Genomic DNA, 24,736 nt, shown 5'->3' with positions numbered 1-24,736 from the left:
GTCAGTGTCCGCGCATTTTTTGCTGTTGCTGTTTAAGTTGTTCTGCCACCTGCAACAAGCTGGCCTCGACTTTGGCAAGCCATGAGGAGGGAGTGAATAAACACGGCTGGTGTTGGCTGAATAGCCGCCGTTGTTCGGCAAGACTATGTTCTACTGTGGTTAATTCCACCAGCAATTCCGGGGGAACACTGGCAGTTGCCGTGCCCGGTTGGGAAAGTGTGGAGGGTTGGCGGCTGATATCCAGTATTGTGATATGAAATTTATCATCAATTTCTGCATCAATGGATTGGGCATAACCGACACCATTTAATTTAGCGCGCAAGCTCCCTCCTTTGTTCAACCATTGAGCGAGGGCATCTTTTTCTATTTGCAAATGGGTAACTTGAATATCATGCAGGCTGAGCGGTTTTTGCAGCAAAAGCGTCAAAGTGCTGTCTGTCAGGTCGTCTGGTAGAGCATATTGGGATTTGCGGCTGAACATACCGTTTTGTTTGACGACGGTTAGCGCTTGATGGTCACTTTGCTGTTGTTGGTGCTGCAACCACTGACCCTGAACATGCTGTAGTTTCATTAACAGGCTTTGCTGTTGATATCCCTGCTCGGTTAATAACTGTTCAAGCTGCTGTTGCAGCAGCTTAAGCGAACTGAGGTCATGCCACAGGCAATCTTTCAGCAAGATTAAGTCGATGGGTGTCACTTCACTGCGGCCACTAAAGAAAGCACTGGCTTGTAACAGGCGTAGCGCTTTTTTCCAACGTCTATCTGAGACATAGGGCGCTTGTTCTTGCGCACTGAGCCGTTGACGTAACTGAAAAATAAGCTCAAAACAGTGATCCGGTAAGGTGATTTTGTCGATCAACGGTTGCCACTGATAGAACTCTTCATCGCTGATACTGAGATTTTCTGCCACCGGATTATGATTTTCATTCTGTCGGCTGAGCAGTAGTGAGCGGAAGTTCTGCTTCTCTTGTACGCGATCCAGCCATAGACGGATCAACATGCGGTCATAAAGTGCTTCCAGGCTACTATCAGCGTCAGGCAGCTCGTTAGAGGCAGTAACGAGTAATCGCATAGGGATGCTGTCTTCCCGATCACCATTTCTAAAGCGCCGTTCATTAATCGCTGTCAGCAAGGTGTTTAGAATTGCCGGGCCGGCTTTCCAGATCTCATCCAAAAAGACGATTTCAGCCTCCGGCAGGTAACCGCCTGTCATCCGTTGATAGCGTCCCTCCTCTTTCAATGCCTGAATCGAGAGGGGGCCAAACACCTCTTCCGGTGTTGAGAAACGGGTCATCAGATATTCAAATGCACGGGCATTACGGAAGGCAAATTTCAGGCGGCGGGCAATCAGGCTTTTGGCAATTCCCGGTGGGCCGAGCAAAAAAACACTCTCGCCACTGAGGGCGGCCAGCAAACATAAGCGGATAGCTTCCTGTCTTTCATACAGACCACTTTCAAGGGCACTGCTTAAGCGGGAGATTCTTTCTGCTAATTGTGATGATTGCGCCATAATTGTTCTACATGTTCCGTTAGTTGATTGATTTTTACCTGATAAAAAGGAATAAACCATCTTTTCTTCATGGGATCGCTGGTTTTATTAATAAGATAGTTCGTTGATTCGTAGAATTTTTATATCATCAGTTATTTGTAGTTGATGAATTTTCGCTCTGTTAGGTGCCTATTTAAGAGTAGGCAATCCATTGAAATCGTGCATACTGTGCGCCTTTTGGTGGGCGTATAAACAATACAGAACCGAGGATTAAGGTTCTTAAACGCACGCATCAGCTTATGGATGTTCTAGCAAAAAGAAATCAATTATGAGCACAGAACATAAACAGTCTTTATCGGCGGTAACCCTGGCGGCAATAGGGGTAGTTTACGGTGATATTGGTACCAGCCCGCTCTATACCTTGAGAGAGTGCTTTTCTGGTCATTATGGTTTTGATGTCCGCCCGGACGTGGTGTTTGGCTTTTTATCGCTGATTTTCTGGATGCTTATCCTGATTGTCTCGATTAAATATCTTACCTATGTCATGCGGGCCGATAACGCCGGCGAAGGGGGCATTTTAACGTTAATGTCTTTGGCAGGGCGTAATACCTCTTCCAGAGCCACCTCAATACTGGTGATTCTCGGGTTAATTGGCGGCAGTTTCTTTTATGGTGAGGTGGTCATCACCCCGGCAATATCCGTTATGTCGGCCATTGAAGGGCTAGAAATAGCAGCCCCAGCATTAGACCCTTATATTGTTCCCTGCTCCATTGCGGTACTCACCCTGCTGTTTGTGATTCAAAAGCACGGTACCGGCAGTGTCGGTAAATTATTCGCTCCCGTGATGCTGGTCTGGTTTCTGACGATCGCACTACTTGGTTTGCGCAGTATTATTGCGAATCCAGAAGTATTGGTTGCGCTGAATCCTAAATGGGCGATAGGTTTCTTTACTGAATATAAATCCGTGTCGTTTTATGCGCTTGGCGCAGTTGTACTGGCGATAACTGGGGTGGAAGCCTTATATGCAGATATGGGCCATTTTGGTAAATTCCCTATTCGTTTAGCCTGGTTTACCGTGGTTTTGCCCTCATTAGTACTGAACTATTTTGGTCAGGGCGCGTTATTGCTGAAAAATCCTGAAGCCATCAAAAACCCCTTCTTCTTATTAGCTCCTGACTGGGCATTGATTCCGCTGTTAATTCTGGCAACCCTTGCGACCGTTATTGCCTCGCAGGCGGTTATTTCCGGTGTATTCTCGCTCACTCGGCAGGCGGTTCGCCTAGGCTATTTACCGCCAATGCGGATTATTCATACCTCCGAAATGGAATCTGGCCAGATATATATCCCGGTCATTAACTGGACTCTCTATCTGGCGGTGGTATTGGTTATTGTTGGCTTCGAACGTTCCAGTAACCTGGCGGCCGCGTACGGTATCGCCGTAACCGGTACCATGGTGATAACCAGTATTCTGTTCTGCATCGTGGCATTGAAAAACTGGCACTGGAATCGGGTATTTGTCGGCATCTTACTGGTGATTTTGCTGATTATCGATGTCCCTATGTTCTCTGCCAATGCGTTGAAATTGTTCTCCGGTGGTTGGTTGCCAGTGTCTCTGGGGCTGGTGATGTTTATCATCATGACGACCTGGAAAAGTGAACGTTTCGGTTTGCTGCGCCGTATGCATGAACACGGTAATTCACTGGAAGCGATGATTGCTTCATTGGAGAAATCCCCCCCAGTGCGGGTTACGGGTACTGCTGTGTATATGTCGCGCGCAATGAATGTCATTCCCTTCGCGCTGTTGCATAACCTTAAACATAATAAGGTGTTGCATGAACGGGTTGTGCTACTGACATTGCGAACTGAAGATGCGCCGTATGTGCACAATGTGAACCGGGTAACCATCGAACAACTCTCCCCGACGTTTTGGCGAGTGGTGGCCAGTTATGGTTGGCGTGAAACACCGAATGTGGAAGAAATCTTCCATCGCTGCGGCCTGGAGGGGTTGCCATGCCAGATGATGGAAACCTCATTCTTTATGTCCCATGAGTCGCTAATCCTTACCAAGCGGCCGTGGTACCTGTTCCTGCGCGGTAAGTTATTTATTGCGCTCAGTCGGAATGCGCTGCGTGCAGCTGACCAGTTTGAGATCCCACCGAATAGGGTGATTGAGCTTGGGACGCAGGTAGAGATTTAATCTGAAAGGCCGTTATGATTAACGGCTTTTTTTGTACCTATTCTTCTTCTTTTCCCACTGTTCAGCGAAACGTTTCGATGGCGATCACAATTTCATCAAATTGGGTTTGCCTTCTGCGGCTATTTTTCTAAACTCAGTATCAGCGAAACGTTTCGCTGTTGGAGTAGAAAATGAAAAAAGGCGCATTACTTAATTCTGATATTTCCGCTGTTATCTCCCGCCTGGGCCATACCGATCAGGTTGTGATAGGTGATGCGGGGCTGCCGATACCGGCAACCACCACACGTATCGATCTGGCACTGACACGAGGCGTCCCTGGATTTCTTCAGGTTCTTGAGGTGGTAACACAAGAAATGCAGGTTGAAAGTGCAGTCTTGGCGGAGGAGATCGTTAAAAATAATCCGCAACTCCATGAAGCGTTACTCGCGCAACTATCACAACTTGAGCAGCACCAGGGAAACCAAATTGTTTTGCGCTATATCAGCCATGAGGCTTTTAAAGAGCAAACCAAACAAAGCCGGGCAGTGATCCGTAGCGGGGAATGTTCCCCCTTTGCTAATGTCATTCTCTGTTCCGGCGTAACCTTCTGAGGCATTTATGCAACCTTTGCTGCAACTTAAAGGGATTGATAAAGCCTTTCCCGGCGTTAAAGCACTCTCCGGTGCCGCACTGAGTGTCTATCCCGGCAGGGTGATGGCACTGGTAGGCGAAAATGGCGCTGGAAAATCGACCATGATGAAAGTGCTGACCGGCATCTACAGTAAAGATGCTGGCAGTCAGTATTTTATGGGTAAGGAAGTGGCGTTTAATGGCCCAAAAGACTCGCAGGAAGCGGGCATTGGCATTATTCATCAGGAACTTAACCTGATTCCTCAATTAACTATCGCAGAAAACATCTTCTTAGGGCGTGAGTTTGTTAATCGTTTTGGCAGCATCGATTGGAAAAAGATGTATGCCGAAGCCGATTTACTGCTGGCGCGCCTTAATATCAGTTACAGCAGCCATCGGCTAGTGGGTGAGCTTTCCATTGGTGATCAGCAAATGGTGGAGATAGCCAAAGTGCTGAGCTTTGAATCCAAAGTGATCATTATGGATGAGCCAACCGATGCGCTTACCGATACTGAAACCGCCTCTCTGTTTAATGTGATTAAAGAGCTAAAGGCGGAAGGTCGCGGAATTGTTTATATCTCTCACCGGTTAAAAGAGATTTTTGAGATTTGCGACGACGTCACGGTATTTCGTGATGGGCAATTTATTGCCGAAAAACCGGTTGATAGTCTGACTGAAAACTCACTGATTGAGATGATGGTGGGCCGTAAGCTGGAAGAACAGTACCCGCGCTTGAATATACCCCGTGGTGAAAAGCGTTTGCAGGTCAAACAGCTATGCGGCCCGGGCGTGAAAAATGTCAGTTTCACTTTATACAGTGGCGAAATTTTGGGGGTTGCCGGTCTGATGGGGGCTGGTCGCACCGAGCTGATGAAAATCATCTATGGCGCGCTACCGCGTAAATCAGGTTTTGTGATGTTGGATGGCCGCGAAGTTGTCACCCATTCACCACAAGATGGTCTGGCAAATGGCATTGTCTATATTTCTGAAGACCGCAAACGGGATGGTTTGGTACTTGGAATGTCAGTTAAAGAGAATATGTCTTTGACTGCATTGCGTTATTTTAGCCGTTCAGGTGGTTCGCTCAAGCATGCTGAAGAGCAGCAGGCGGTATCGGATTTCATTCGTTTATTTAATATTAAAACACCTTCCATGGAACAACCTATTGGTTTGTTATCCGGTGGTAACCAGCAGAAAGTGGCTATTGCACGCGGTTTAATGACCCGTCCTAAAGTGTTGATCCTTGATGAACCTACCCGTGGTGTCGACGTCGGGGCTAAAAAAGAAATTTACCAATTAATCAACCAATTCAAACAAGAAGGGTTGAGCATCATTCTGGTTTCCTCAGAAATGCCGGAAGTGCTGGGCATGAGTGACCGCATTCTTGTGATGCATGAAGGCCAGCTAAGCGGCGAGTTCTCTATTGAACAGGCTACCCAGGAAGTGTTGATGGCGGCAGCCGTTGGCAAGCGTGATTTATTGAAAAATAATTTATTTACACTCTAAATAATTCGAGTTGCAGGAAGCCAACGCAAATGCGGCTTGAAATATGACGAGTAGAGCAGGAGTAATCAGATATGAGTTCCCAAGCTATCCAGACAAAACGCTGGTTCAGTAAAGAATGGTTATTAGAACAAAAATCACTGATTGCGCTGCTGGTGCTGATTGCTGTGGTTTCGTCACTAAGCCCGAACTTCTTTACCCTAAATAACATGTTTAACATTCTCCAGCAGACTTCTGTCAATGCCATTATGGCGGTGGGTATGACGCTGGTTATCCTGACATCCGGTATTGATTTGTCTGTCGGGTCATTATTGGCACTGACTGGCGCAGTAGCGGCATCTATTGTTGGGTTGGAAGTGAATGCTTTGGTTGCCGTCGCAGCTGCATTGGCGCTAGGGGCATTTATTGGTGCCATAACCGGGGTCATTGTCGCTAAAGGTAAGGTACAAGCGTTCATTGCCACTCTGGTCATGATGCTGTTATTACGTGGCGTTACTATGGTTTACACCAATGGTAGCCCAGTAAATACCGGTTTTACTGATGTGGCTGATACTTTTGGCTGGTTCGGTATCGGGCGCCCATTGGGTATACCAACACCAATCTGGTTGATGGCTATCGTCTTTATTGCTGTGTGGTACATGTTGCACCACACTCGCCTGGGCCGCTATATCTACGCATTGGGTGGCAATGAGTCAGCAACACGGCTCTCTGGTATTAGCGTAGATAAAGTTAAGATTATTGTTTATTCATTATGTGGATTGTTAGCGGCACTGGCTGGGATTATCGAAGTGGCCCGCCTGTCGTCGGCACAACCTACAGCCGGTACTGGCTATGAACTGGATGCAATCGCAGCCGTGGTTCTTGGGGGTACCAGCCTTGCTGGGGGTAAGGGGCGGATCGTCGGCACCCTGATTGGCGCGTTAATCCTCGGCTTTTTAAATAACGGTTTGAATTTATTGGGTGTCTCCTCTTACTACCAAATGATCGTAAAGGCAGTGGTTATCCTGCTGGCGGTATTGGTAGACAATAAAAGCAGCAAATAACCTCCTAACTCCCTACAGGAATTGCGACCATGAAAATGAAGAAACTAGCTACCTTGATCTCTGTTGTTGCCCTGAGCGCCACCGTAAGTGCTAACGCACTGGCAAAAGACACCATCGCACTGGTAGTTTCCACGTTGAATAATCCGTTCTTTGTTTCAATGAAAGACGGCGCGCAAAAAGAAGCGGATAAACTCGGCTATAACCTGGTGGTATTGGATTCTCAAAATAACCCAGCGAAAGAACTGGCTAACGTGCAGGATCTGACGGTTCGCGGCACCAAACTGTTGCTGATTAACCCAACTGATTCCGATGCAGTCGGTAACGCAGTCAAAATGGCAAATAAGGCCAATATCCCGGTTATCACACTCGACCGTTTGGCAAACTCTGGCACTGTGGTGAGTCACGTTGCCTCCGATAACCGTTTTGGTGGCAAAATGGCCGGTGATTTCATTGCCAAAAAATTGGGTAATGATGCCAAAGTGATTCAGTTGGAAGGGATTGCGGGGGCGTCTGCGGCCCGTGAACGTGGTGAAGGCTTCAAGCAGTCAATGGATCAACATAAATTCCAACTGTTAGCCAGCCAACCTGCTGATTTTGATCGTACTAAAGGTTTGAATGTGATGCAGAACCTGCTGACCGCCCACCCGAATGTTCAGGCTGTATTCGCACAGAACGACGAGATGGCACTGGGCGCACTGCGTGCCTTGCAAACAGCCGGTAAAGCCGATGTGCTAGTGGTTGGTTTTGATGGCACCGACGACGGTCTTAAAGCCGTTCAAGGCGGCAAACTGGGCGCAACTATCGCTCAACGCCCTGACCAGATTGGTGTTATTGGCGTGCAAACCGCTGATAAAGTATTGAAAGGCGAGAAAGTGCAGGCCGTTATCCCGGTTGATTTGAAATTAGTGACTAAATAATATCGAAAAGCAGGGCATATAACGCCGCTACCCTAAAACGGAAAACAAAACGTTACGGGTGGCGGTGTCATTCACAAAGGAATAAATACGATGAAAACAGGCAAACTGGTGGTCTTGGGCAGCATCAATGCCGACCATATTCTGAATGTTGAGCAGTTTCCGCGCCCAGGTGAAACGGTGATCGGGAAGCAGTATAAAGTGGCGTTTGGTGGCAAAGGTGCTAACCAGGCGGTAGCTGCTGGCCGTAGCGGAGCAAACATCGCGTTTATTGCCTGTGTGGGTAAAGATGATATTGGTGACCGGGTGCGCCAGCAATTAGCCAACGATAACATTGATACTGCGCCAATCGAGGCTGTAGCGGATACCACAACCGGTGTTGCTTTGATTTTCGTGAATGGTGAAGGCGAAAACGTCATTGGTATCAATGCCGGTGCTAACTCGGCAGTTACACCTGAATATCTTGGTCGCTACCAGCAGCAAGTTATCGATGCAGATGCATTATTGATGCAACTGGAATCACCACTTGAGACAGTTATTGCTGCCGCTAAATTGGCGAAGCTGCATCAAACACAGGTTATTCTTAATCCGGCACCAGCTCGTGAATTACCGGACGAGCTATTAACGCTGGTGGATATGATTACTCCGAATGAAACAGAAGCCGAGCGTTTAACGGGGATTCATATTGATCAGGATGATGATGCAGCGCAAGCAGCGCAAATTCTGCATGATAAAGGCATCGCTACCGTAATCATTACATTGGGTAGCCGTGGCGTATGGCTTAGTGAACAAGGTAAAGGGAAATTGGTTGCCGGGTTCAAGGTTAACGCCGTAGATACTATTGCTGCTGGTGATACATTCAATGGCGCATTATTAACTGCGTTATTGGAAGGTCAGATAATGGACTCAGCAGTACGTTTTGCTCACGCAGCAGCCGCTATCGCGGTGACTCGCCCCGGCGCGCAGCCCTCTATTCCGTGGCGTGCAGAGATAGACAGTTTCCTACAAGGCCAGGTATAACTTTGGCCACCATGAAAGACGTCGCCCGCCTGGCGGGTGTATCTACGTCAACAGTCTCACATGTTATTAATAAAAACCGCTTTGTCAGTGATCCTATTCGCGACAAAGTGCTGGCTGCTATCAAACAGCTCAACTATGCCCCTTCAGCACTGGCTCGTAGTTTGAAACTCAATCAAACCCGTACCATTGGTATGTTGGTTACCGCCAGTAGCAACCCATTTTATGCTGAAGTAGTCCGTGGCGTGGAGCGCAGTTGCTATGAGCGTGGTTACAGTTTGATTCTATGCAATACCGAAGGCGATATCGATCGCATGAGCCGTAGCATTGAAACTCTGATGCAAAAGCGCGTCGATGGTCTGCTACTGATGTGCACTGAAAATCACCGCCCTTCTCAAGATATTCTGCGTTGCTACCCGTCATTACCGATAATCATGATGGATTGGGCACCCTTTGAGGGCGTCAATGACGTGATTCAGGATAATTCATTATTGGGTGGCGAAATGGCAACCTCATATTTGATTGCCAGAGGCTATACCCGAATTGCCTGTATTGCTGGCCCACAAGATAAAACCCCTGCCAAAGAACGTTTGGAAGGGTACCGTCAGGCTATGGATCGCGCAGGTTTACCTATTCCATCCGGTTATGAAGTTGCCGGTGATTTTGAATTTTGTGGCGGTTTAGTCGCCATGAAACAGTTGCTTGCGCTACCGGAACCGCCAGAAGCGGTATTTACCAGTAATGATGCGATGGCTGTTGGGGTTTATCAGGCATTGCATCAGGCGGGGTTATCGATACCACAAGATATGGCGGTTATTGGTTACGATGATATTGAAATCGCACAATATATGACACCGCCATTGACCACTATCCATCAACCAAAAGACTCCCTTGGTGAACTGGCTATTGATACACTGATTCATCGATTGAATAACCCGGAAGCGGAACCACAAGTTCTGATTCTCACTCCCGAGCTAATCGAGCGGGGATCGGTGGTCAGTTGTTAAACTTCACTCTCCGCAGGTTGTGTGGCTTTTTTGCTATTACGGCCTTGAATTAGATTGTCGCCATCATTTGGTTTCAGTAATAAGAACACCATGGATGAAAGTAATGTCACTATTCCCATTGTAATAAAGGTGTAGTGGAAGTGATCGACATTGCCACCAAACGATAACCCATCATAAAACCGCAATACCACCGCACTAATGGCAACGCCAAAGCTAATGGCCAGTTGTTGGGTTACCGCCAAAACACTGTTACCTGAGCTGGCATTGTTATCGGTTAAGTCAGCCAGTGTGATGGTATTCATCGCAGTGAACTGTGTCGACATTGCCATCCCCAAGACAAACAGCGGCAATATCATCATCCACGGCGACATGCCCGGTGATTGCAGCGCAAATAGCGCAATCAGCACTCCGATAATAACCGTAATACCTACCAATACAGTCCTATAACCCAGTGAACGTAATACTTGAGTAACGGCAGATTTTGCCATCATCGAACCAATGGCGGTTGGGGCCATCATACAACCGGCAATAATAGCGGAATAGCCAAATCCGACCTGCAACATCAGTGGCATTAGGAAAGGAACGCAGCCAGTCCCTAAACGCGAGGCCACGTTACCGGCAATCCCAACCGAGAATGTTCGGTTTTTAAATAGCGGTAAACCAATCAATGGATTTGGATGACCTTTGGCGTGGAATATATAGAAGAGCAACATCAATAAACCACTCAGTAACACCGTGACTGGCAGATAGCTGGCGATATCCGGTCGGCCCATTATCTCCAGACTTACGGATATCAGGACCAAACTGCTACCAAATAGCAGGAAACCGATAATATCAAAGGCACGTTTAGGCATGGTGAAGTCCGGCATATATTTACGGGCATAAAAGATGCCCAGTAAGCCGATAGGAATATTAAGGATAAAGATCCAATGCCAAGTGGTATAGGTCACCAGTAATCCACCTAATAGTGGCCCCATCACCGGGCCGACTAACCCTGGGATAGTGACAAAATTCAGAACCGGCAATAATTCACTGCGTGGGTAAGCCCTGATCAGCGCAAGCCGGGCCACAGGCATCATCATTGCGCCACCCACCCCTTGAATAACCCGGGAGGCCACCAGAAAAGCCAATGAATCTGAAAGTGCACACAGTAATGACCCTAGCGTAAATAGAGATACAGCCAGAATGAATACCCGTCGGGTACCAAAACGGTCCGCTAGCCAGCCACTCACTGGAATCAACATCGCGACCGTCAGGGTATAGCTGATAATTGCTGACTGCATGGTCAGTGGTGAGCGGTTAAGGCTTTCAGCAATTGATGGGAGTGCCGTATTCAGTATGGTGGCATCCAAAGCCTGCATAAAGAAGGCCATGGCAGCTAGCCAAGGAAGGCCCGCCATACTGCGTGCAGATTTTATCATTGTTCGTCCTGATTATAGGGGTGAGTGTGAGCACCTTCTTTATATATATAGATAGAACAGCTAGCCGTTAATTTTTATCTGTTAATAATACCTGACATGCCAGCAAGGCTCCCTGACTGTCACCTGCCAAAATTGTATCAACAATATCCTGATGGTATTGCAGCTTAATCACTTCATCGCCGGTAATGGCGCGAAAATAGCTGTGATAAACCGAACTGAACAAATTGGCGAAAGAGGTCAAAAACGGATTACCACTGGCTTCATATATTAACTGATGAAATTGAGCATCCACTTGAATCCATTTTTCACGATTAAAGTGAGTATCTAACGCACGCATCTCTGCAATCAGTGATGCTAACAATGCTCGCTGTTGCTCATTGGCATTAATGGCTGCCAATGAACAGGCTTGAGGCTCAAGTGAGGTTCTTAATATAAGGAAGTGTTGCATCACTTGATCGAAATTCTCTCTGTTCAGCCACCAAGTGAGTAACTCCTGATCAAGGTAGTTCCAATTTGTTTGTGGCATCACTCGGGTACCAATGCGTGGGCGGGGTAATAACATCCCTTTTGCTGCCAGCATCTTTACTGCTTCACGAACGGCAGTACGACTAACACCAAATTGCTCCCCCAACTCTATCTCACCAGGCAGTATGCTGCCGGCTGCATATTCTCCGGCGAGAATTCGCTGGCCAATCTTCTCAGCCAACAGGTAAGAGAGATTTCGCTGGGCGGCCTGTTGTTGGGTATTTAGTTGCATGGTGATTTGTCCTATCTGTCTTCTTATATATCTATTTTACTCTACTGTTTAACACTGGTAGTGAATGTTTAGCTTAATAATTGTTTAAACATTGGTCTTTTAGCCTATTTTTGCTGAAATAAAACGCGGTTGAAAAGTTTTTTCAAATTAGGGGTTGCAGGCTGTCAGGAACTCCCTATAATGCGCCTCCACTGACTGGGAACAACGAAACATACTTCGCCGGGTCAGGAAGCGAAAAGAATGATTTTGACTTCGAAAGAAACCAAAGAAACTCTTGACTCTTCAGCGGGAAAGCGTATTATCTTCCTCCCGCGTTACCGTAAGATTCGCCGAAAGGCAAACGGGTAACGAACGCTCTTTAACAATTTATCAGACAATCTGTGTGGGCACTCGCAAGACGATATCGAAGCCTGTTTCGGCAGGCAGAAGAAATATCAAAGTCTTGAAGAGTGACCAAAGCAGTACACATTTGAACTTCGGTTCGAATGCTTATTTGCAGAAAGTAATCTTTGAGCATCGCTGCTTTTATTAGCAGCAAATCAAACAAATCTTAAATTGAAGAGTTTGATCATGGCTCAGATTGAACGCTGGCGGCAGGCCTAACACATGCAAGTCGAGCGGCAGCGGGAAGTAGTTTACTACTTCGCCGGCGAGCGGCGGACGGGTGAGTAATGTCTGGGAAACTGCCTGATGGAGGGGGATAACTACTGGAAACGGTAGCTAATACCGCATGACCTCGCAAGAGCAAAGTGGGGGACCTTCGGGCCTCACGCCATCGGATGTGCCCAGATGGGATTAGCTAGTAGGTGGGGTAATGGCTCACCTAGGCGACGATCCCTAGCTGGTCTGAGAGGATGACCAGCCACACTGGAACTGAGACACGGTCCAGACTCCTACGGGAGGCAGCAGTGGGGAATATTGCACAATGGGCGCAAGCCTGATGCAGCCATGCCGCGTGTGTGAAGAAGGCCTTCGGGTTGTAAAGCACTTTCAGCGAGGAGGAAGGCAATCGTGTTAATAGCACGGTTGATTGACGTTACTCGCAGAAGAAGCACCGGCTAACTCCGTGCCAGCAGCCGCGGTAATACGGAGGGTGCAAGCGTTAATCGGAATTACTGGGCGTAAAGCGCACGCAGGCGGTTTGTTAAGTCAGATGTGAAATCCCCGCGCTTAACGTGGGAACTGCATTTGAAACTGGCAAGCTAGAGTCTTGTAGAGGGGGGTAGAATTCCAGGTGTAGCGGTGAAATGCGTAGAGATCTGGAGGAATACCGGTGGCGAAGGCGGCCCCCTGGACAAAGACTGACGCTCAGGTGCGAAAGCGTGGGGAGCAAACAGGATTAGATACCCTGGTAGTCCACGCTGTAAACGATGTCGACTTGGAGGTTGTGCCCTTGAGGCGTGGCTTCCGGAGCTAACGCGTTAAGTCGACCGCCTGGGGAGTACGGCCGCAAGGTTAAAACTCAAATGAATTGACGGGGGCCCGCACAAGCGGTGGAGCATGTGGTTTAATTCGATGCAACGCGAAGAACCTTACCTACTCTTGACATCCACAGAACTTAGCAGAGATGCTTCGGTGCCTTCGGGAACTGTGAGACAGGTGCTGCATGGCTGTCGTCAGCTCGTGTTGTGAAATGTTGGGTTAAGTCCCGCAACGAGCGCAACCCTTATCCTTTGTTGCCAGCACGTAATGGTGGGAACTCAAGGGAGACTGCCGGTGATAAACCGGAGGAAGGTGGGGATGACGTCAAGTCATCATGGCCCTTACGAGTAGGGCTACACACGTGCTACAATGGCAGATACAAAGTGAAGCGAACTCGCGAGAGCAAGCGGACCACATAAAGTCTGTCGTAGTCCGGATTGGAGTCTGCAACTCGACTCCATGAAGTCGGAATCGCTAGTAATCGTAGATCAGAATGCTACGGTGAATACGTTCCCGGGCCTTGTACACACCGCCCGTCACACCATGGGAGTGGGTTGCAAAAGAAGTAGGTAGCTTAACCTTCGGGAGGGCGCTTACCACTTTGTGATTCATGACTGGGGTGAAGTCGTAACAAGGTAACCGTAGGGGAACCTGCGGTTGGATCACCTCCTTACCTAACGATACGCATTGCGCAGTGTCCACACAGATTGTCTGATGAATGTAAATGAGCAAGAGCACCTGTTGATGAGGGTGATGATTGTGCAATAAGACCTCGGTATCGAGTTTTTACTGCATCAGTCGTTCGAATGTGTCACCACATTCTCACCTTTACACAAAAATACTGAATCAGTGATTCAGTAGAAATTTTTGTGTCCCCATCGTCTAGAGGCCTAGGACACTGCCCTTTCACGGCTGTAACAGGGGTTCGAATCCCCTTGGGGACGCCACTCCGATAATGTGTGAAAGACATTATCAACTGAATATCTTAAAGATGACTTTAACGAGTCGTGTTTAAGATATTGCTCTTTAACAATCTGGAACAAGCTGAAAATTGAAACATTACAGCCGAAATTTATCTCTCCCTAGATGTACTGAGATAAAGAGTAACCTGTAATAGAGTCTCTCAAATAATCGCAATGCCAATGGGTAATCATTGTTGCAGTGTGAGCGAGAAGACACTCAGCAAGGCGTACAGCGCACAGCAACCGGAGTGAACTTAACGTTCATGAGGATTGCGCGCACTGCACAACATAGCAGAGTGTGTTCACAGCCACACCAATAACGAAAAACACCTTTGGGTTGTGAGGTTAAGCGACTAAGCGTACACGGTGGATGCCTAGGCAGTCAGAGGCGATGAAGGGCGTGCTAATCTGCGAAAAGCGTCGGTAAGCTGATATGAAGCGTTACAACCGACGATACCCGAATGGGGAAACCCAGTGCAATTCGTTGCACTATTGCATGGTGAATACATAGCCATGCAAGGCGAACCGGGGGAACTGAAACATCTAAGTACCCCGAGGAAAAGAAATCAACCGAGATTCCCCCAGTAGCGGCGAGCGAACGGGGAAGAGCCCAGAGTCTGAATCAGTTTGTGTGTTAGTGGAAGCGTCTGGAAAGTCGCACGGTACAGGGTGATAGTCCCGTACACCAAAACACACTTGCTGTGAACTCGATGAGTAGGGCGGGACACGTGACATCCTGTCTGAATATGGGGGGACCATCCTCCAAGGCTAAATACTCCTGACTGACCGATAGTGAACCAGTACCGTGAGGGAAAGGCGAAAAGAACCCCGGCGAGGGGAGTGAAATAGAACCTGAAACCGTGTACGTACAAGCAGTGGGAGCCTACTTTGTTGGGTGACTGCGTACCTTTTGTATAATGGGTCAGCGACTTATATTTTGTAGCAAGGTTAACCGAATAGGGGAGCCGTAGGGAAACCGAGTCTTAACTGGGCGTCTAGTTGCAAGGTATAGACCCGAAACCCGGTGATCTAGCCATGGGCAGGTTGAAGGTTGGGTAACACTAACTGGAGGACCGAACCGACTAATGTTGAAAAATTAGCGGATGACTTGTGGCTGGGGGTGAAAGGCCAATCAAACCGGGAGATAGCTGGTTCTCCCCGAAAGCTATTTAGGTAGCGCCTCGTGAACTCATCTTCGGGGGTAGAGCACTGTTTCGGCTAGGGGGTCATCCCGACTTACCAAACCGATGCAAACTCCGAATACCGAAGAATGTTATCACGGGAGACACACGGCGGGTGCTAACGTCCGTCGTGAAGAGGGAAACAACCCAGACCGCCAGCTAAGGTCCCAAAGTCATGGTTAAGTGGGAAACGATGTGGGAAGGCATAGACAGCCAGGATGTTGGCTTAGAAGCAGCCATCATTTAAAGAAAGCGTAATAGCTCACTGGTCGAGTCGGCCTGCGCGGAAGATGTAACGGGGCTAAACCATGCACCGAAGCTGCGGCAGCGACACTTAGGTGTTGTTGGGTAGGGGAGCGTTCTGTAAGCCGTTGAAGGTGACCTGTGAGGGTTGCTGGAGGTATCAGAAGTGCGAATGCTGACATAAGTAACGATAATGCGGGTGAAAAACCCGCACGCCGGAAGACCAAGGGTTCCTGTCCAACGTTAATCGGGGCAGGGTGAGTCGACCCCTAAGGCGAGGCTGAAAAGCGTAGTCGATGGGAAACAGGTTAATATTCCTGTACTTGGTGTTACTGCGAAGGGGGGACGGAGAAGGCTAGGCTAGCCGGGCGACGGTTGTCCCGGTTTAAGCATGTAGGCGGAGCGACTTGGTAAATCCGGTTGCTTATCAACGCTGAGGTGTGATGACGAGCCACTACGGTGGTGAAGTAGTTGATGCCAAGCTTCCAGGAAAAGCCTCTAAGCATCAGGTAACATTAAATCGTACCCCAAACCGACACAGGTGGTCAGGTAGAGAATACTCAGGCGCTTGAGAGAACTCGGGTGAAGGAACTAGGCAAAATGGTGCCGTAACTTCGGGAGAAGGCACGCTGGCATTAGGTAATGGGACTTGCTCCCGGCGCCGAAGCCAGTCGCAGATACCAGCTGGCTGCAACTGTTTAATAAAAACACAGCACTGTGCAAACACGAAAGTGGACGTATACGGTGTGACGCCTGCCCGGTGCTGGAAGGTTAATTGATGGGGTCAGCCGCAAGGCGAAGCTCTTGATCGAAGCCCCAGTAAACGGCGGCCGTAACTATAACGGTCCTAAGGTAGCGAAATTCCTTGTCGGGTAAGTTCCGACCTGCACGAATGGCGTAATGATGGCCAGGCTGTCTCCACCCGAGACTCAGTGAAATTGAACTCGCTGTGAAGATGCAGTGTACCCGCGGCAAGACGGAAAGACCCCGTGAACCTTTACTATAGCTTGACACTGAACATTGAGCCTTGATGTGTAGGATAGGTGGGAGGCATCGAAGTGTGGACGCCAGTCTGCATGGAGCCAACCTTGAAATACCACCCTTTAATGTTTGATGTTCTAACTCGGCCCCGTGATCCGGGGTGAGGACAGTGTCTGGTGGGTAGTTTGACTGGGGCGGTCTCCTCCCAAAGAGTAACGGAGGAGCACGAAGGTTAGCTAATCACGGTCGGACATCGTGAGGTTAGTGCAAAGGCATAAGCTAGCTTGACTGCGAGAGTGACGGCTCGAGCAGGTACGAAAGTAGGTCTTAGTGATCCGGTGGTTCTGAATGGAAGGGCCATCGCTCAACGGATAAAAGGTACTCCGGGGATAACAGGCTGATACCGCCCAAGAGTTCATATCGACGGCGGTGTTTGGCACCTCGATGTCGGCTCATCACATCCTGGGGCTGAAGTAGGTCCCAAGGGTATGGCTGTTCGCCATTTAAAGTGGTACGCGAGCTGGGTTTAGAACGTCGTGAGACAGTTCGGTCCCTATCTGCCGTGGGCGTTGGAAGATTGAGAGGGGCTGCTCCTAGTACGAGAGGACCGGAGTGGACGAATCACTGGTGTTCGGGTTGTCATGCCAATGGCATTGCCCGGTAGCTAAATTCGGAAGAGATAACCGCTGAAAGCATCTAAGCGGGAAACTTGCCTCGAGATGAGTCTTCCCTGGGGCTTTAAGCCCCCTGAAGGAACGTTAAAGACTATGACGTTGATAGGCTGGGTGTGTAAGTGCAGCGATGCATTGAGCTAACCAGTACTAATGATCCGTGAGGCTTAACCTTACAACACCAAAGGTGTTTTAGATTTGAGAGATAGAAATTTTCAGCGAAGTTCCGAGATTGGGCTGGCTGGCTGTGTGGAGACATATAGCGGGTTTAGTTTAGACAGAATTTGCCTGGCGGCCTTAGCGCGGTGGTCCCACCTGATCCCATGCCGAACTCAGAAGTGAAACGCCGTAGCGCCGATGGTAGTGTGGGGTCTCCCCATGCGAGAGTAGGACACTGCCAGGCATCAAATAAAGCCGAGACCCCATGCCAAAAGCGTGGGTTTTTTGCTATGGGCAGAATAGTGAAATAGGTATAAATAGTGACCTTAGAGTGGTTGCGTCGCAGGGCTCATAGTCAGACGAGTCAAATATTGCAGGGGCAGATGAGTCAAATCCGGCCGTCACAGCGATGAATAAAATAAAAGGCTACCTTGATAGGTGGCTTTTTTTGTTTTTATAGCTCTGACTGATCCATCTTGAGCCAGCTATAAATAAACTCTGCGATCTGATCTGGTTGATTAATATCTAATTGCTTTACTACAGTATCTATCGGCTCGTCACTTGCCAAAGCGATAACGTATTCATCAATCAAACCAGCGAAAGGCTTACCTACAGCTGCTCTATAAAGAGCAATTTTGCTGATCGGCTCGTGCTTAAAGCCCTCAACCAAAATCAAATCGATAGTTGATGTATCTAATCGACTAGCCAGATAGTGAAGATCCATCGGAGGCTGTTCTGGTGTTTCTGTCATTAATGCCCAGCGGCAATCACTGGCAACTAACGTTTGATGGGCTCCAGCTTTACGCAATTCATAACTGTCTTTGCCCGGCGTATCAATTTCCATATTGTGATGAGTATGTTTGATTAAGCCAACGCGGATTTGGCGCTGTTGAAGTAAGGGGATCAGATGTTTTAGTAAGGTTGTTTTTCCTGTACCACTGTACGCGGCTATACCGAGTAACGGGGGCGTCTTGCTGCTCATAATGGCTCTCTTTTAGCTTGTTCCCATAACTCGCAATCTGCGGGAGTATTTAGGTTACTGAATTGATTGGGTTGTCCATCGAATACCACTCTTTGCGCGTTGATACTCGTCATAAATATCATTAACTTACGCTCCCCTTTTGCCAGATACGTTGCTAGCGTTGGTTTAAGACTAACATGCATTAAAGCTAATGTTGGATGCTCACGCTCGTTATCACTAACATAAGCAGCAAGAGCCTGCCCTTTTGACTGCCAGAGTTGAGAAACCAGATTAAGTGGAAGCATAGGAACGTCACAGGGAGCAAAGACAACCCATTCGGTAGTTGAATGGCTTAATCCAGCATGCATGCCAGCCAATGGGCCTACAAAGCCAGTAATGATATCGTTAATGACGTGAACGCCACTTTGTTGATAGAGGGCTTGGTTACGATTAGCATTAATCAGTAAATTCTCAACCTGAGGTCTTAACCTATCAATCACATGTCGATACAGTGGCTTTCCATTTAGGGAGATTAATCCTTTATCATTTCCGCCCATTCTGGACGAAAGGCCTCCAGCAAGAATAACGCCTGTAATATTAGGTCGCATTTCTATCACTCCACGGTATTAAACTGACTATGGGATTGTATCTTCAAATAGGTGAACAGGTCAGGATTTACTTTTATTGACAATAGGCTCTCTTTCCCTGTGTGAATATCCCTGCTACTTTGTCAGCATATTTTTGAATAGGATAACTTCGCTATGAAATGTCATCGTGTTAATGAACTGATTGAGCTTTTACATCCGGCCTGGCAGCAAGAACCTGATTTAAATCTGGTGCAGTTTTTACAAAAATTGTCAGAGGAAGCTGGTTTTGAAGGTAATTTCGCAGATTTGACAGACGATATTCTTATTTATCATCTGAAAATGCGTGGCTCGGCATCAACGGAAGTGATTCCAGGACTGAAAAAGGATTATGAAGAGGATTTTAAAACAGCATTATTGAGAGCTCGTGGCATCATTAAAGATTAGTCACACTCCTGTCTGCGTAGGGAGGGGGCTTTAATGATACTATTTCTTATTCTCAGCGCGCCGCTGTTACTTATACAGACTGAATGTTGTTATGAACAATTCTGCTTTTAATTTTCAGACTTTGTCTCCAGACCTGATTATGGACGCCCTTGAGGCTGTAGGATTACGGGTGGATTCAGGGTTAACCGCGCTTAATAGTTATGAGAACCGCGTCTATCAGTTTATGGATGAAGATCGTAAACGGTATGTGGTGAAGTTTTATCGTCCCGAGCGTTGGAGCAGTGAACAAATTATCGAGGAACATCGGTTCTCGCTTGATTTGGCAGAATCTGAGATTCCGGTTATCGCCCCATTAGCGCTAAACGGCGAAACTTTGCATACTCATGGCGGCTTTTTCTTTGCTGTGTTCCCAAGTGTCGGTGGGCGGCAATATGAAATAGACAATCTTGATCAACTGGAGTGGGTGGGCCGTTTTCTCGGCAGAATTCATCAGGTGGGTAGCGATGGACTTTTTGTTGCCCGGCCAACGATGGATATTGAGGAATATCTGACCGAGCCACGTCAGTTACTGGCCAGCAGTGTGTTAGTGCCGGCAAAACAGAAAGACAAGTTTCTGGCGGCAACCGATCTGTTGATCGCCACCATTAAGCAGTATTGGCACACCGATTGGCAGCCGTTGCGGCTACATGGTGATTGCCATCCTGGTAATATTTTGTGGCGTGATGGGCCAATGTTCGTCGATTTGGATGATGCCAGAAATGGTCCGGCGGTTCAGGATTTGTGGATGTTATTACACGGCGAGCGCAGAGAGCAATTGATCCAGTTGGATATCTTGCTGGAAGCTTATGGTGAATTTGCTGATTTTGATCAGCGTGAACTTGCATTGATTGAACCTTTACGCGCAATGCGCATGGTTTATTACCTTGCATGGGTCGCCAGACGTTGGCAGGACCCTGCATTTCCGAAAAGTTTTCCGTGGATGGCGGAGTCTGATTTTTGGTTACAGCAGACTGCATCATTTACAGAACAGGTTAAGCTGTTGCAGGTACCCCCTTTGCAGCTGATGCCAATGTACTAAAGCTAAGATAATGGAGATTGTTATAGTATGAAAAATGTATGGTTAGCTCTCGTTGGCATGGTGATGGCATTCAGTGCATCTGCCGCACAGTTTACAGATGGAACCCAGTACCAGACGTTAAATAAACCAGTAACGGGTGAGCCTCAGGTTTTAGAGTTTTTCTCTTTCTATTGCCCGCACTGTTTTCAGTTTGAAGAAGTTTATCATATCCCTCAGGCAGTAAAAAAAGCACTGCCAGAAGGGACAAAAATGACTCGATACCATGTTGAGTTCCTTGGGCCATTAGGTAAGCAATTGACTCAGGCATGGGCTGTTGCCATGGCATTGGGTGTTGAGGAAAAAATCACCCCACTGATGTTTGAAGGTGTACAGAAAACACAAACTGTTCAAACCCCTGATGATATTCGTAATGTCTTTATTAAAGCGGGTGTGAGTGGCGAAGATTATGATGCAGCATTAAATAGTTTTGTCGTTAAATCACTGGTTGCTCAACAACAAAAAGCGGCTGAAGATTTACAATTACGTGGTGTGCCAGCCATGTTTGTTAATGGCAAATATATGATTAAGAATGATGGCATGGATACCAGCTCAATGGATACCTATGTTAAACAGTATGCGGATGTCGTTAAGTTCCTACTGACCCAAAAGTAATTGTACAAAAGGAGGAGCTGGCTTTTGTTAGCTCCTCTTTCACTTATCCAATACCTACATTGTCATCAGCACTTCAATTCTGTATCTATCTCTGCCACGGAATCATCATATTTACTAATGTGACAGTAATACGACTAAATACTGATTTTATATTTTTTTCCATGTTGTTTTCGATAGATTTATTTATTTCAGTGATGGATAAATACGGATATTAGCGATGCTAAAAAGAGAAAACGACTTGATGGTGGGTAATAAAAAAGAGAGAACACTAAATTATCCACCCGTGGAATTTATTTACCTTAAGACTGTAACTGAATAAGTAATATCCACAATTTAGATAAAGAAAAAATGACAGTAAAATAAAAAAACAATGAATGTAACTATATGATTATTATAATTTTAAATATTACCTCTAAAAAATAAGTAGAGCAGATATAATCTGCACATGCTTTTACTCACAAAGTTATCCACAGATTGGATCTTCAGGATCACTACGTAAAAATGCTCTCTTTCGCACAACAATGGACGCTAAAATTCGTCTCTTGTCGCCAGCTATGGCATTCTTAGCGTTAGACCTTGCTGAATAAAGATGAAGAAACCCTATGGCCCAGATTGCAGAAAACCCATTGATCCTCGTTGACGGTTCCTCTTACCTCTATCGTGCTTACCATGCGTTCCCACCACTGACCAACGGCAGCGGTGAACCAACGGGTGCGATGTACGGCGTGTTGAACATGTTGCGCAGTCTATTGCTGCAATATCGTCCTAGCCATGTAGCGGTAGTATTCGATGCTAAAGGTAAAACATTCCGTGATGAGCTTTTCGCTGACTATAAATCCCACCGGCCACCGATGCCAGATGATTTGCGAGCTCAAATTGAGCCGTTGCACCAAATGGTTAAGGCAATGGGGCTACCTTTATTGGTTGTCTCCGGTGTTGAGGCCGACGATGTTATTGGTACTTTAGCGCAGGAAGCTGAAAAAGCAGGTCATGCTGTATTAATCAGTACCGGTGATAAGGATATGGCGCAATTAGTTACGCCAAATATCACTTTAATCAATACAATGAATAACGCTATTTTGGGGCCACAGGAAGTCTGTGAAAAATATGGTGTACCTCCTGAATTGATTATTGATTTTCTAGCACTAATGGGGGACTCCTCAGACAATATTCCAGGGGTTCCAGGTGTTGGCGAAAAGACCGCACAAGCTTTATTGCAAGGTTTGGGTGGGCTGGATGCGCTGTTCAGTAATTTGGATAAAATATCCACACTGACATTCCGTGGTGCCAAAACCATGTCAGCCAAGTTAGAGCAGAATAAAGATGTTGCTTATCTCTCCTATAAATTAGCCACCATTAAAACAGATGTTGAATTGGATGTGACTTGTGATGAGCTAAAAGTTTCCCCCCCAGATGATGATCAATTACATCAGTTATTCAGCCGTTATGAATTTAAGCGCTGGTTAGTGGATGTAGAAGCGGGCAAATGGCTGGACGGTAAAAAAGATCGGCCAACGGCACAAACAAGTAATAAAGCTTTTGTGGCAGTAGAGCCAGCTGATGCGGTTGAGGTCACCGCAGTACTATCACAAGAAAATTATCAGACCATTTTGGATGAGAAATCCTTAGTAGAGTGGATTGAGCGCCTCAAAAAAGCAGAGGTTTTCGCGTTTGATACTGAGACTGACGGCCTGGATACGCTTAGCAGCAATTTAATTGGTATCTCTTTTGCCGTTGCACCAGGCGAAGCCGCTTATTTACCCTTGGCGCATGATTATTTGGACTCTCCTGTACAGCTCGACCGGGATTGGGTTTTGGCCACGCTAAAACCACTACTGGAAGACGATAAAGCCCTTAAAGTTGGCCAGAATCTCAAGTTTGACCAAAGCATGCTGGCACGTTATGGCATTGAGCTGCGCGGTATCGCTTTCGATACTATGCTGGAATCTTACGTTTTAGACAGTGTTGCTGGTCGCCATGATATGGATAGTCTGGCAGAACGTTATCTCAACCACAAAACTATTACCTTTGAAGAGATCGCCGGTAAGGGTAAAAACCAACTGACCTTTAATCAAATTGCGTTGGAACAAGCAGGCCCTTATGCCGCAGAAGATGCCGACGTTACGCTACAGTTGCATTTGGTGCTGTGGCCAAAACTGCAACAAAGTGAAGGGTTAAAGCGGGTATTCCAGGAAATTGAGATGCCGCTATTGCCAATTCTGTCTCGCATCGAGCGTACTGGTGTCTTGATTGACCAGAATATCTTGGCCGCACATTCAAAAGAGCTGACTATCCGCCTTGATGAGTTAGAAAAACAGGCTCATGAATTGGCTGAAGAGCCGTTCAACCTGGCATCACCTAAGCAGCTTCAGACTATCTTGTACGAAAAACAAAAACTGCCCATCTTGAAGAAAACCCCTGGCGGGGCCGCGTCAACTAATGAAGAAGTGTTGGCTGAGCTGGCATTAGATTACCCGTTGCCGAAGGTGATCCTTGAATATCGTGGTCTGGCTAAGCTGAAAAGTACCTATACCGACAAGCTGCCATTGATGATTAACCCAATTTCGGGCCGGGTCCATACCTCTTATCACCAGGCGGTGACCGCGACAGGGCGTTTGTCCTCACGTGATCCTAACCTGCAAAACATTCCAGTGCGGAATGAAGAAGGGCGTCGTATACGGCAGGCTTTTATTGCGCCTAAAGGCTATCGCATTATGGCGGCTGACTACTCACAGATTGAGCTGCGTATTATGGCGCACTTGTCGCAGGATAAAGGGCTATTAGCTGCATTTGCTGCGGGAAAAGATATCCACCGTGCGACAGCTGCGGAAGTCTTTGGTATGCCACTAGAAAAGGTCACAACTGAACAACGCCGCAGTGCCAAGGCGATTAACTTTGGTCTTATTTATGGTATGAGCGCTTTTGGTCTGGCGCGGCAGCTAAGCATTCCCCGTGGAGAGGCGCAGCGCTACATGGATCTCTATTTTGAGCGCTATCCCGGTGTGTTGGAATACATGGAGCGCACACGTAAGCAAGCCGCCGATCAAGGTTATGTCACCACGCTGGATGGCCGTCGCCTCTATTTGCCAGACATTCATTCTCGTAATGCAACTCGCCGTAAAGCTGCTGAACGTGAAGCTATCAATGCGCCAATGCAAGGTACCGCCGCTGATATTATCAAACGGGCAATGATTGCAGTGGATGCCTGGTTACAACAGGAACCAGAACCATTGGTGCGGGTAATCATGCAGGTACACGATGAATTGGTGTTTGAAGTGCATGAAAGTGTATTGGAAAGCGCGGAACAAAAGATTCGTGAACTGATGGAGCAGAGTATGCAACTGGCGGTACCACTGAAGGTGGATGTCGGTGTTGGTGATAACTGGGACCAGGCTCACTAGCTTTGTGGGTAAGTGGCGATAAATAAAGCATTTTATGT

At 47.3% G+C, this 24,736-nt stretch carries 16 protein-coding genes, 1 tRNA gene and 3 rRNA genes; 15 read left to right on the top strand and 5 right to left on the bottom strand.

Annotated features, from left to right (window positions below):
- Position 1: 1 nt before the first annotated feature.
- Positions 2-1,510, bottom strand: coding sequence for an ATPase RavA (ravA, locus tag V1955_RS22120; protein ID WP_442821398.1), 1,509 nt, complete (start codon positions 1,508-1,510; stop codon positions 2-4).
- A gap of 307 nt (positions 1,511-1,817) precedes the next feature.
- Here ravA and kup point away from each other — a divergent pair, with 307 nt between their 5' ends.
- From kup to rbsR, 7 genes are all read left to right on the top strand, one after another.
- The gene (gene kup, locus V1955_RS22115) at positions 1,818-3,686 is read left to right on the top strand and encodes a low affinity potassium transporter Kup (protein WP_083161595.1); all 1,869 of its coding nucleotides are present in this window, start codon (positions 1,818-1,820) and stop codon (positions 3,684-3,686) included.
- Positions 3,687-3,856: 170 nt separating this feature from the next.
- On the top strand, positions 3,857-4,276 hold the full coding sequence (rbsD, locus tag V1955_RS22110; protein WP_083161597.1) for a D-ribose pyranase: 420 nt from the start codon (positions 3,857-3,859) through the stop codon (positions 4,274-4,276).
- Positions 4,277-4,283: 7 nt separating this feature from the next.
- Positions 4,284-5,801, top strand: coding sequence for a ribose ABC transporter ATP-binding protein RbsA (gene rbsA / locus V1955_RS22105; protein WP_083161599.1), 1,518 nt, complete (start codon positions 4,284-4,286; stop codon positions 5,799-5,801).
- Positions 5,802-5,872: 71 nt separating this feature from the next.
- Complete coding sequence (rbsC, locus tag V1955_RS22100; RefSeq protein ID WP_083161601.1) at positions 5,873-6,841, top strand: ribose ABC transporter permease; 969 nt, start codon at positions 5,873-5,875, stop codon at positions 6,839-6,841.
- A gap of 29 nt (positions 6,842-6,870) precedes the next feature.
- Complete coding sequence (gene rbsB, locus V1955_RS22095; RefSeq protein ID WP_083161603.1) at positions 6,871-7,758, top strand: ribose ABC transporter substrate-binding protein RbsB; 888 nt, start codon at positions 6,871-6,873, stop codon at positions 7,756-7,758.
- Between the two features lie 90 nt (positions 7,759-7,848).
- Positions 7,849-8,775 (top strand): ribokinase, encoded by a 927-nt coding sequence (rbsK, locus tag V1955_RS22090; protein ID WP_083161605.1) that lies wholly within the window; start codon positions 7,849-7,851, stop codon positions 8,773-8,775.
- Positions 8,776-8,777: 2 nt separating this feature from the next.
- Positions 8,778-9,779: a ribose operon transcriptional repressor RbsR gene (rbsR, locus tag V1955_RS22085; RefSeq protein WP_083161607.1), complete on the top strand. Its 1,002-nt coding sequence runs from the start codon at positions 8,778-8,780 to the stop codon at positions 9,777-9,779.
- Here rbsR and mdtD read toward each other — a convergent pair.
- Both mdtD and V1955_RS22075 read right to left on the bottom strand, forming a co-directional pair.
- On the bottom strand, positions 9,776-11,200 hold the full coding sequence (gene mdtD / locus V1955_RS22080) for a multidrug transporter subunit MdtD (protein ID WP_083161609.1): 1,425 nt from the start codon (positions 11,198-11,200) through the stop codon (positions 9,776-9,778). The genes rbsR and mdtD overlap by 4 nt on opposite strands.
- Positions 11,201-11,267: 67 nt before the next feature.
- Complete coding sequence (locus V1955_RS22075; protein WP_083161611.1) at positions 11,268-11,957, bottom strand: FadR/GntR family transcriptional regulator; 690 nt, start codon at positions 11,955-11,957, stop codon at positions 11,268-11,270.
- A 552-nt stretch (positions 11,958-12,509) separates the two neighbouring features.
- Between V1955_RS22075 and V1955_RS22070 the strand changes: the two genes are divergently transcribed.
- From V1955_RS22070 to rrf, 4 genes are all read left to right on the top strand, one after another.
- Positions 12,510-14,052: ribosomal RNA gene (locus V1955_RS22070) — 16S ribosomal RNA — on the top strand.
- 198 nt (positions 14,053-14,250) lie between these two features.
- Positions 14,251-14,326 (top strand) — tRNA-Glu (locus tag V1955_RS22065).
- A gap of 358 nt (positions 14,327-14,684) precedes the next feature.
- Positions 14,685-17,592, top strand: a 23S ribosomal RNA gene (locus tag V1955_RS22060).
- A gap of 112 nt (positions 17,593-17,704) precedes the next feature.
- Positions 17,705-17,820 (top strand): 5S ribosomal RNA (gene rrf / locus V1955_RS22055).
- Together the 16S, 23S and 5S rRNA genes with 1 tRNA gene alongside form the textbook arrangement of a ribosomal RNA operon.
- A 210-nt stretch (positions 17,821-18,030) precedes the next feature.
- On the opposite strand, the gene mobB is transcribed toward rrf, so the two are convergent.
- Both mobB and mobA read right to left on the bottom strand, forming a co-directional pair.
- Positions 18,031-18,558, bottom strand: a complete 528-nt coding sequence (mobB, locus tag V1955_RS22050; RefSeq protein ID WP_372569814.1) for a molybdopterin-guanine dinucleotide biosynthesis protein MobB — start codon at positions 18,556-18,558, stop codon at positions 18,031-18,033.
- The gene (gene mobA, locus V1955_RS22045; protein WP_372569813.1) at positions 18,555-19,145 is read right to left on the bottom strand and encodes a molybdenum cofactor guanylyltransferase MobA; all 591 of its coding nucleotides are present in this window, start codon (positions 19,143-19,145) and stop codon (positions 18,555-18,557) included. The genes mobB and mobA overlap by 4 nt, the downstream gene beginning before the upstream one ends.
- 153 nt (positions 19,146-19,298) lie before the next feature.
- Between mobA and V1955_RS22040 the strand changes: the two genes are divergently transcribed.
- The 4 genes from V1955_RS22040 to polA all read left to right on the top strand — a co-directional run bounded on the left by V1955_RS22040 (position 19,299) and on the right by polA (position 24,698).
- Entirely contained in the window at positions 19,299-19,568 is a 270-nt protein-coding gene (locus V1955_RS22040; RefSeq protein ID WP_083161617.1) for a YihD family protein, read from the top strand.
- Positions 19,569-19,659: 91 nt separating this feature from the next.
- Positions 19,660-20,646, top strand: a complete 987-nt coding sequence (locus tag V1955_RS22035; protein ID WP_372560165.1) for a serine/threonine protein kinase — start codon at positions 19,660-19,662, stop codon at positions 20,644-20,646.
- Positions 20,647-20,673: 27 nt separating this feature from the next.
- A complete protein-coding gene (gene dsbA, locus V1955_RS22030) occupies positions 20,674-21,297 on the top strand; it encodes a thiol:disulfide interchange protein DsbA (RefSeq protein WP_083161621.1) in 624 nt (207 codons plus the stop codon).
- Positions 21,298-21,899: 602 nt separating this feature from the next.
- Positions 21,900-24,698 carry a DNA polymerase I gene (gene polA / locus V1955_RS22025; protein ID WP_420073476.1) on the top strand — a complete coding sequence of 933 codons (2,799 nt, stop codon included), beginning with the start codon at positions 21,900-21,902 and terminating at the stop codon, positions 24,696-24,698.
- Positions 24,699-24,736 lie beyond the last annotated feature (38 nt).

It is taken from the genome of Yersinia sp. 2545 StPb PI (assembly GCF_052217125.1).
Classification (GTDB): Bacteria; Pseudomonadota; Gammaproteobacteria; order Enterobacterales; family Enterobacteriaceae; genus Yersinia; species Yersinia enterocolitica_E.
This window is presented reverse-complemented; position numbering and strand designations above follow the sequence as displayed.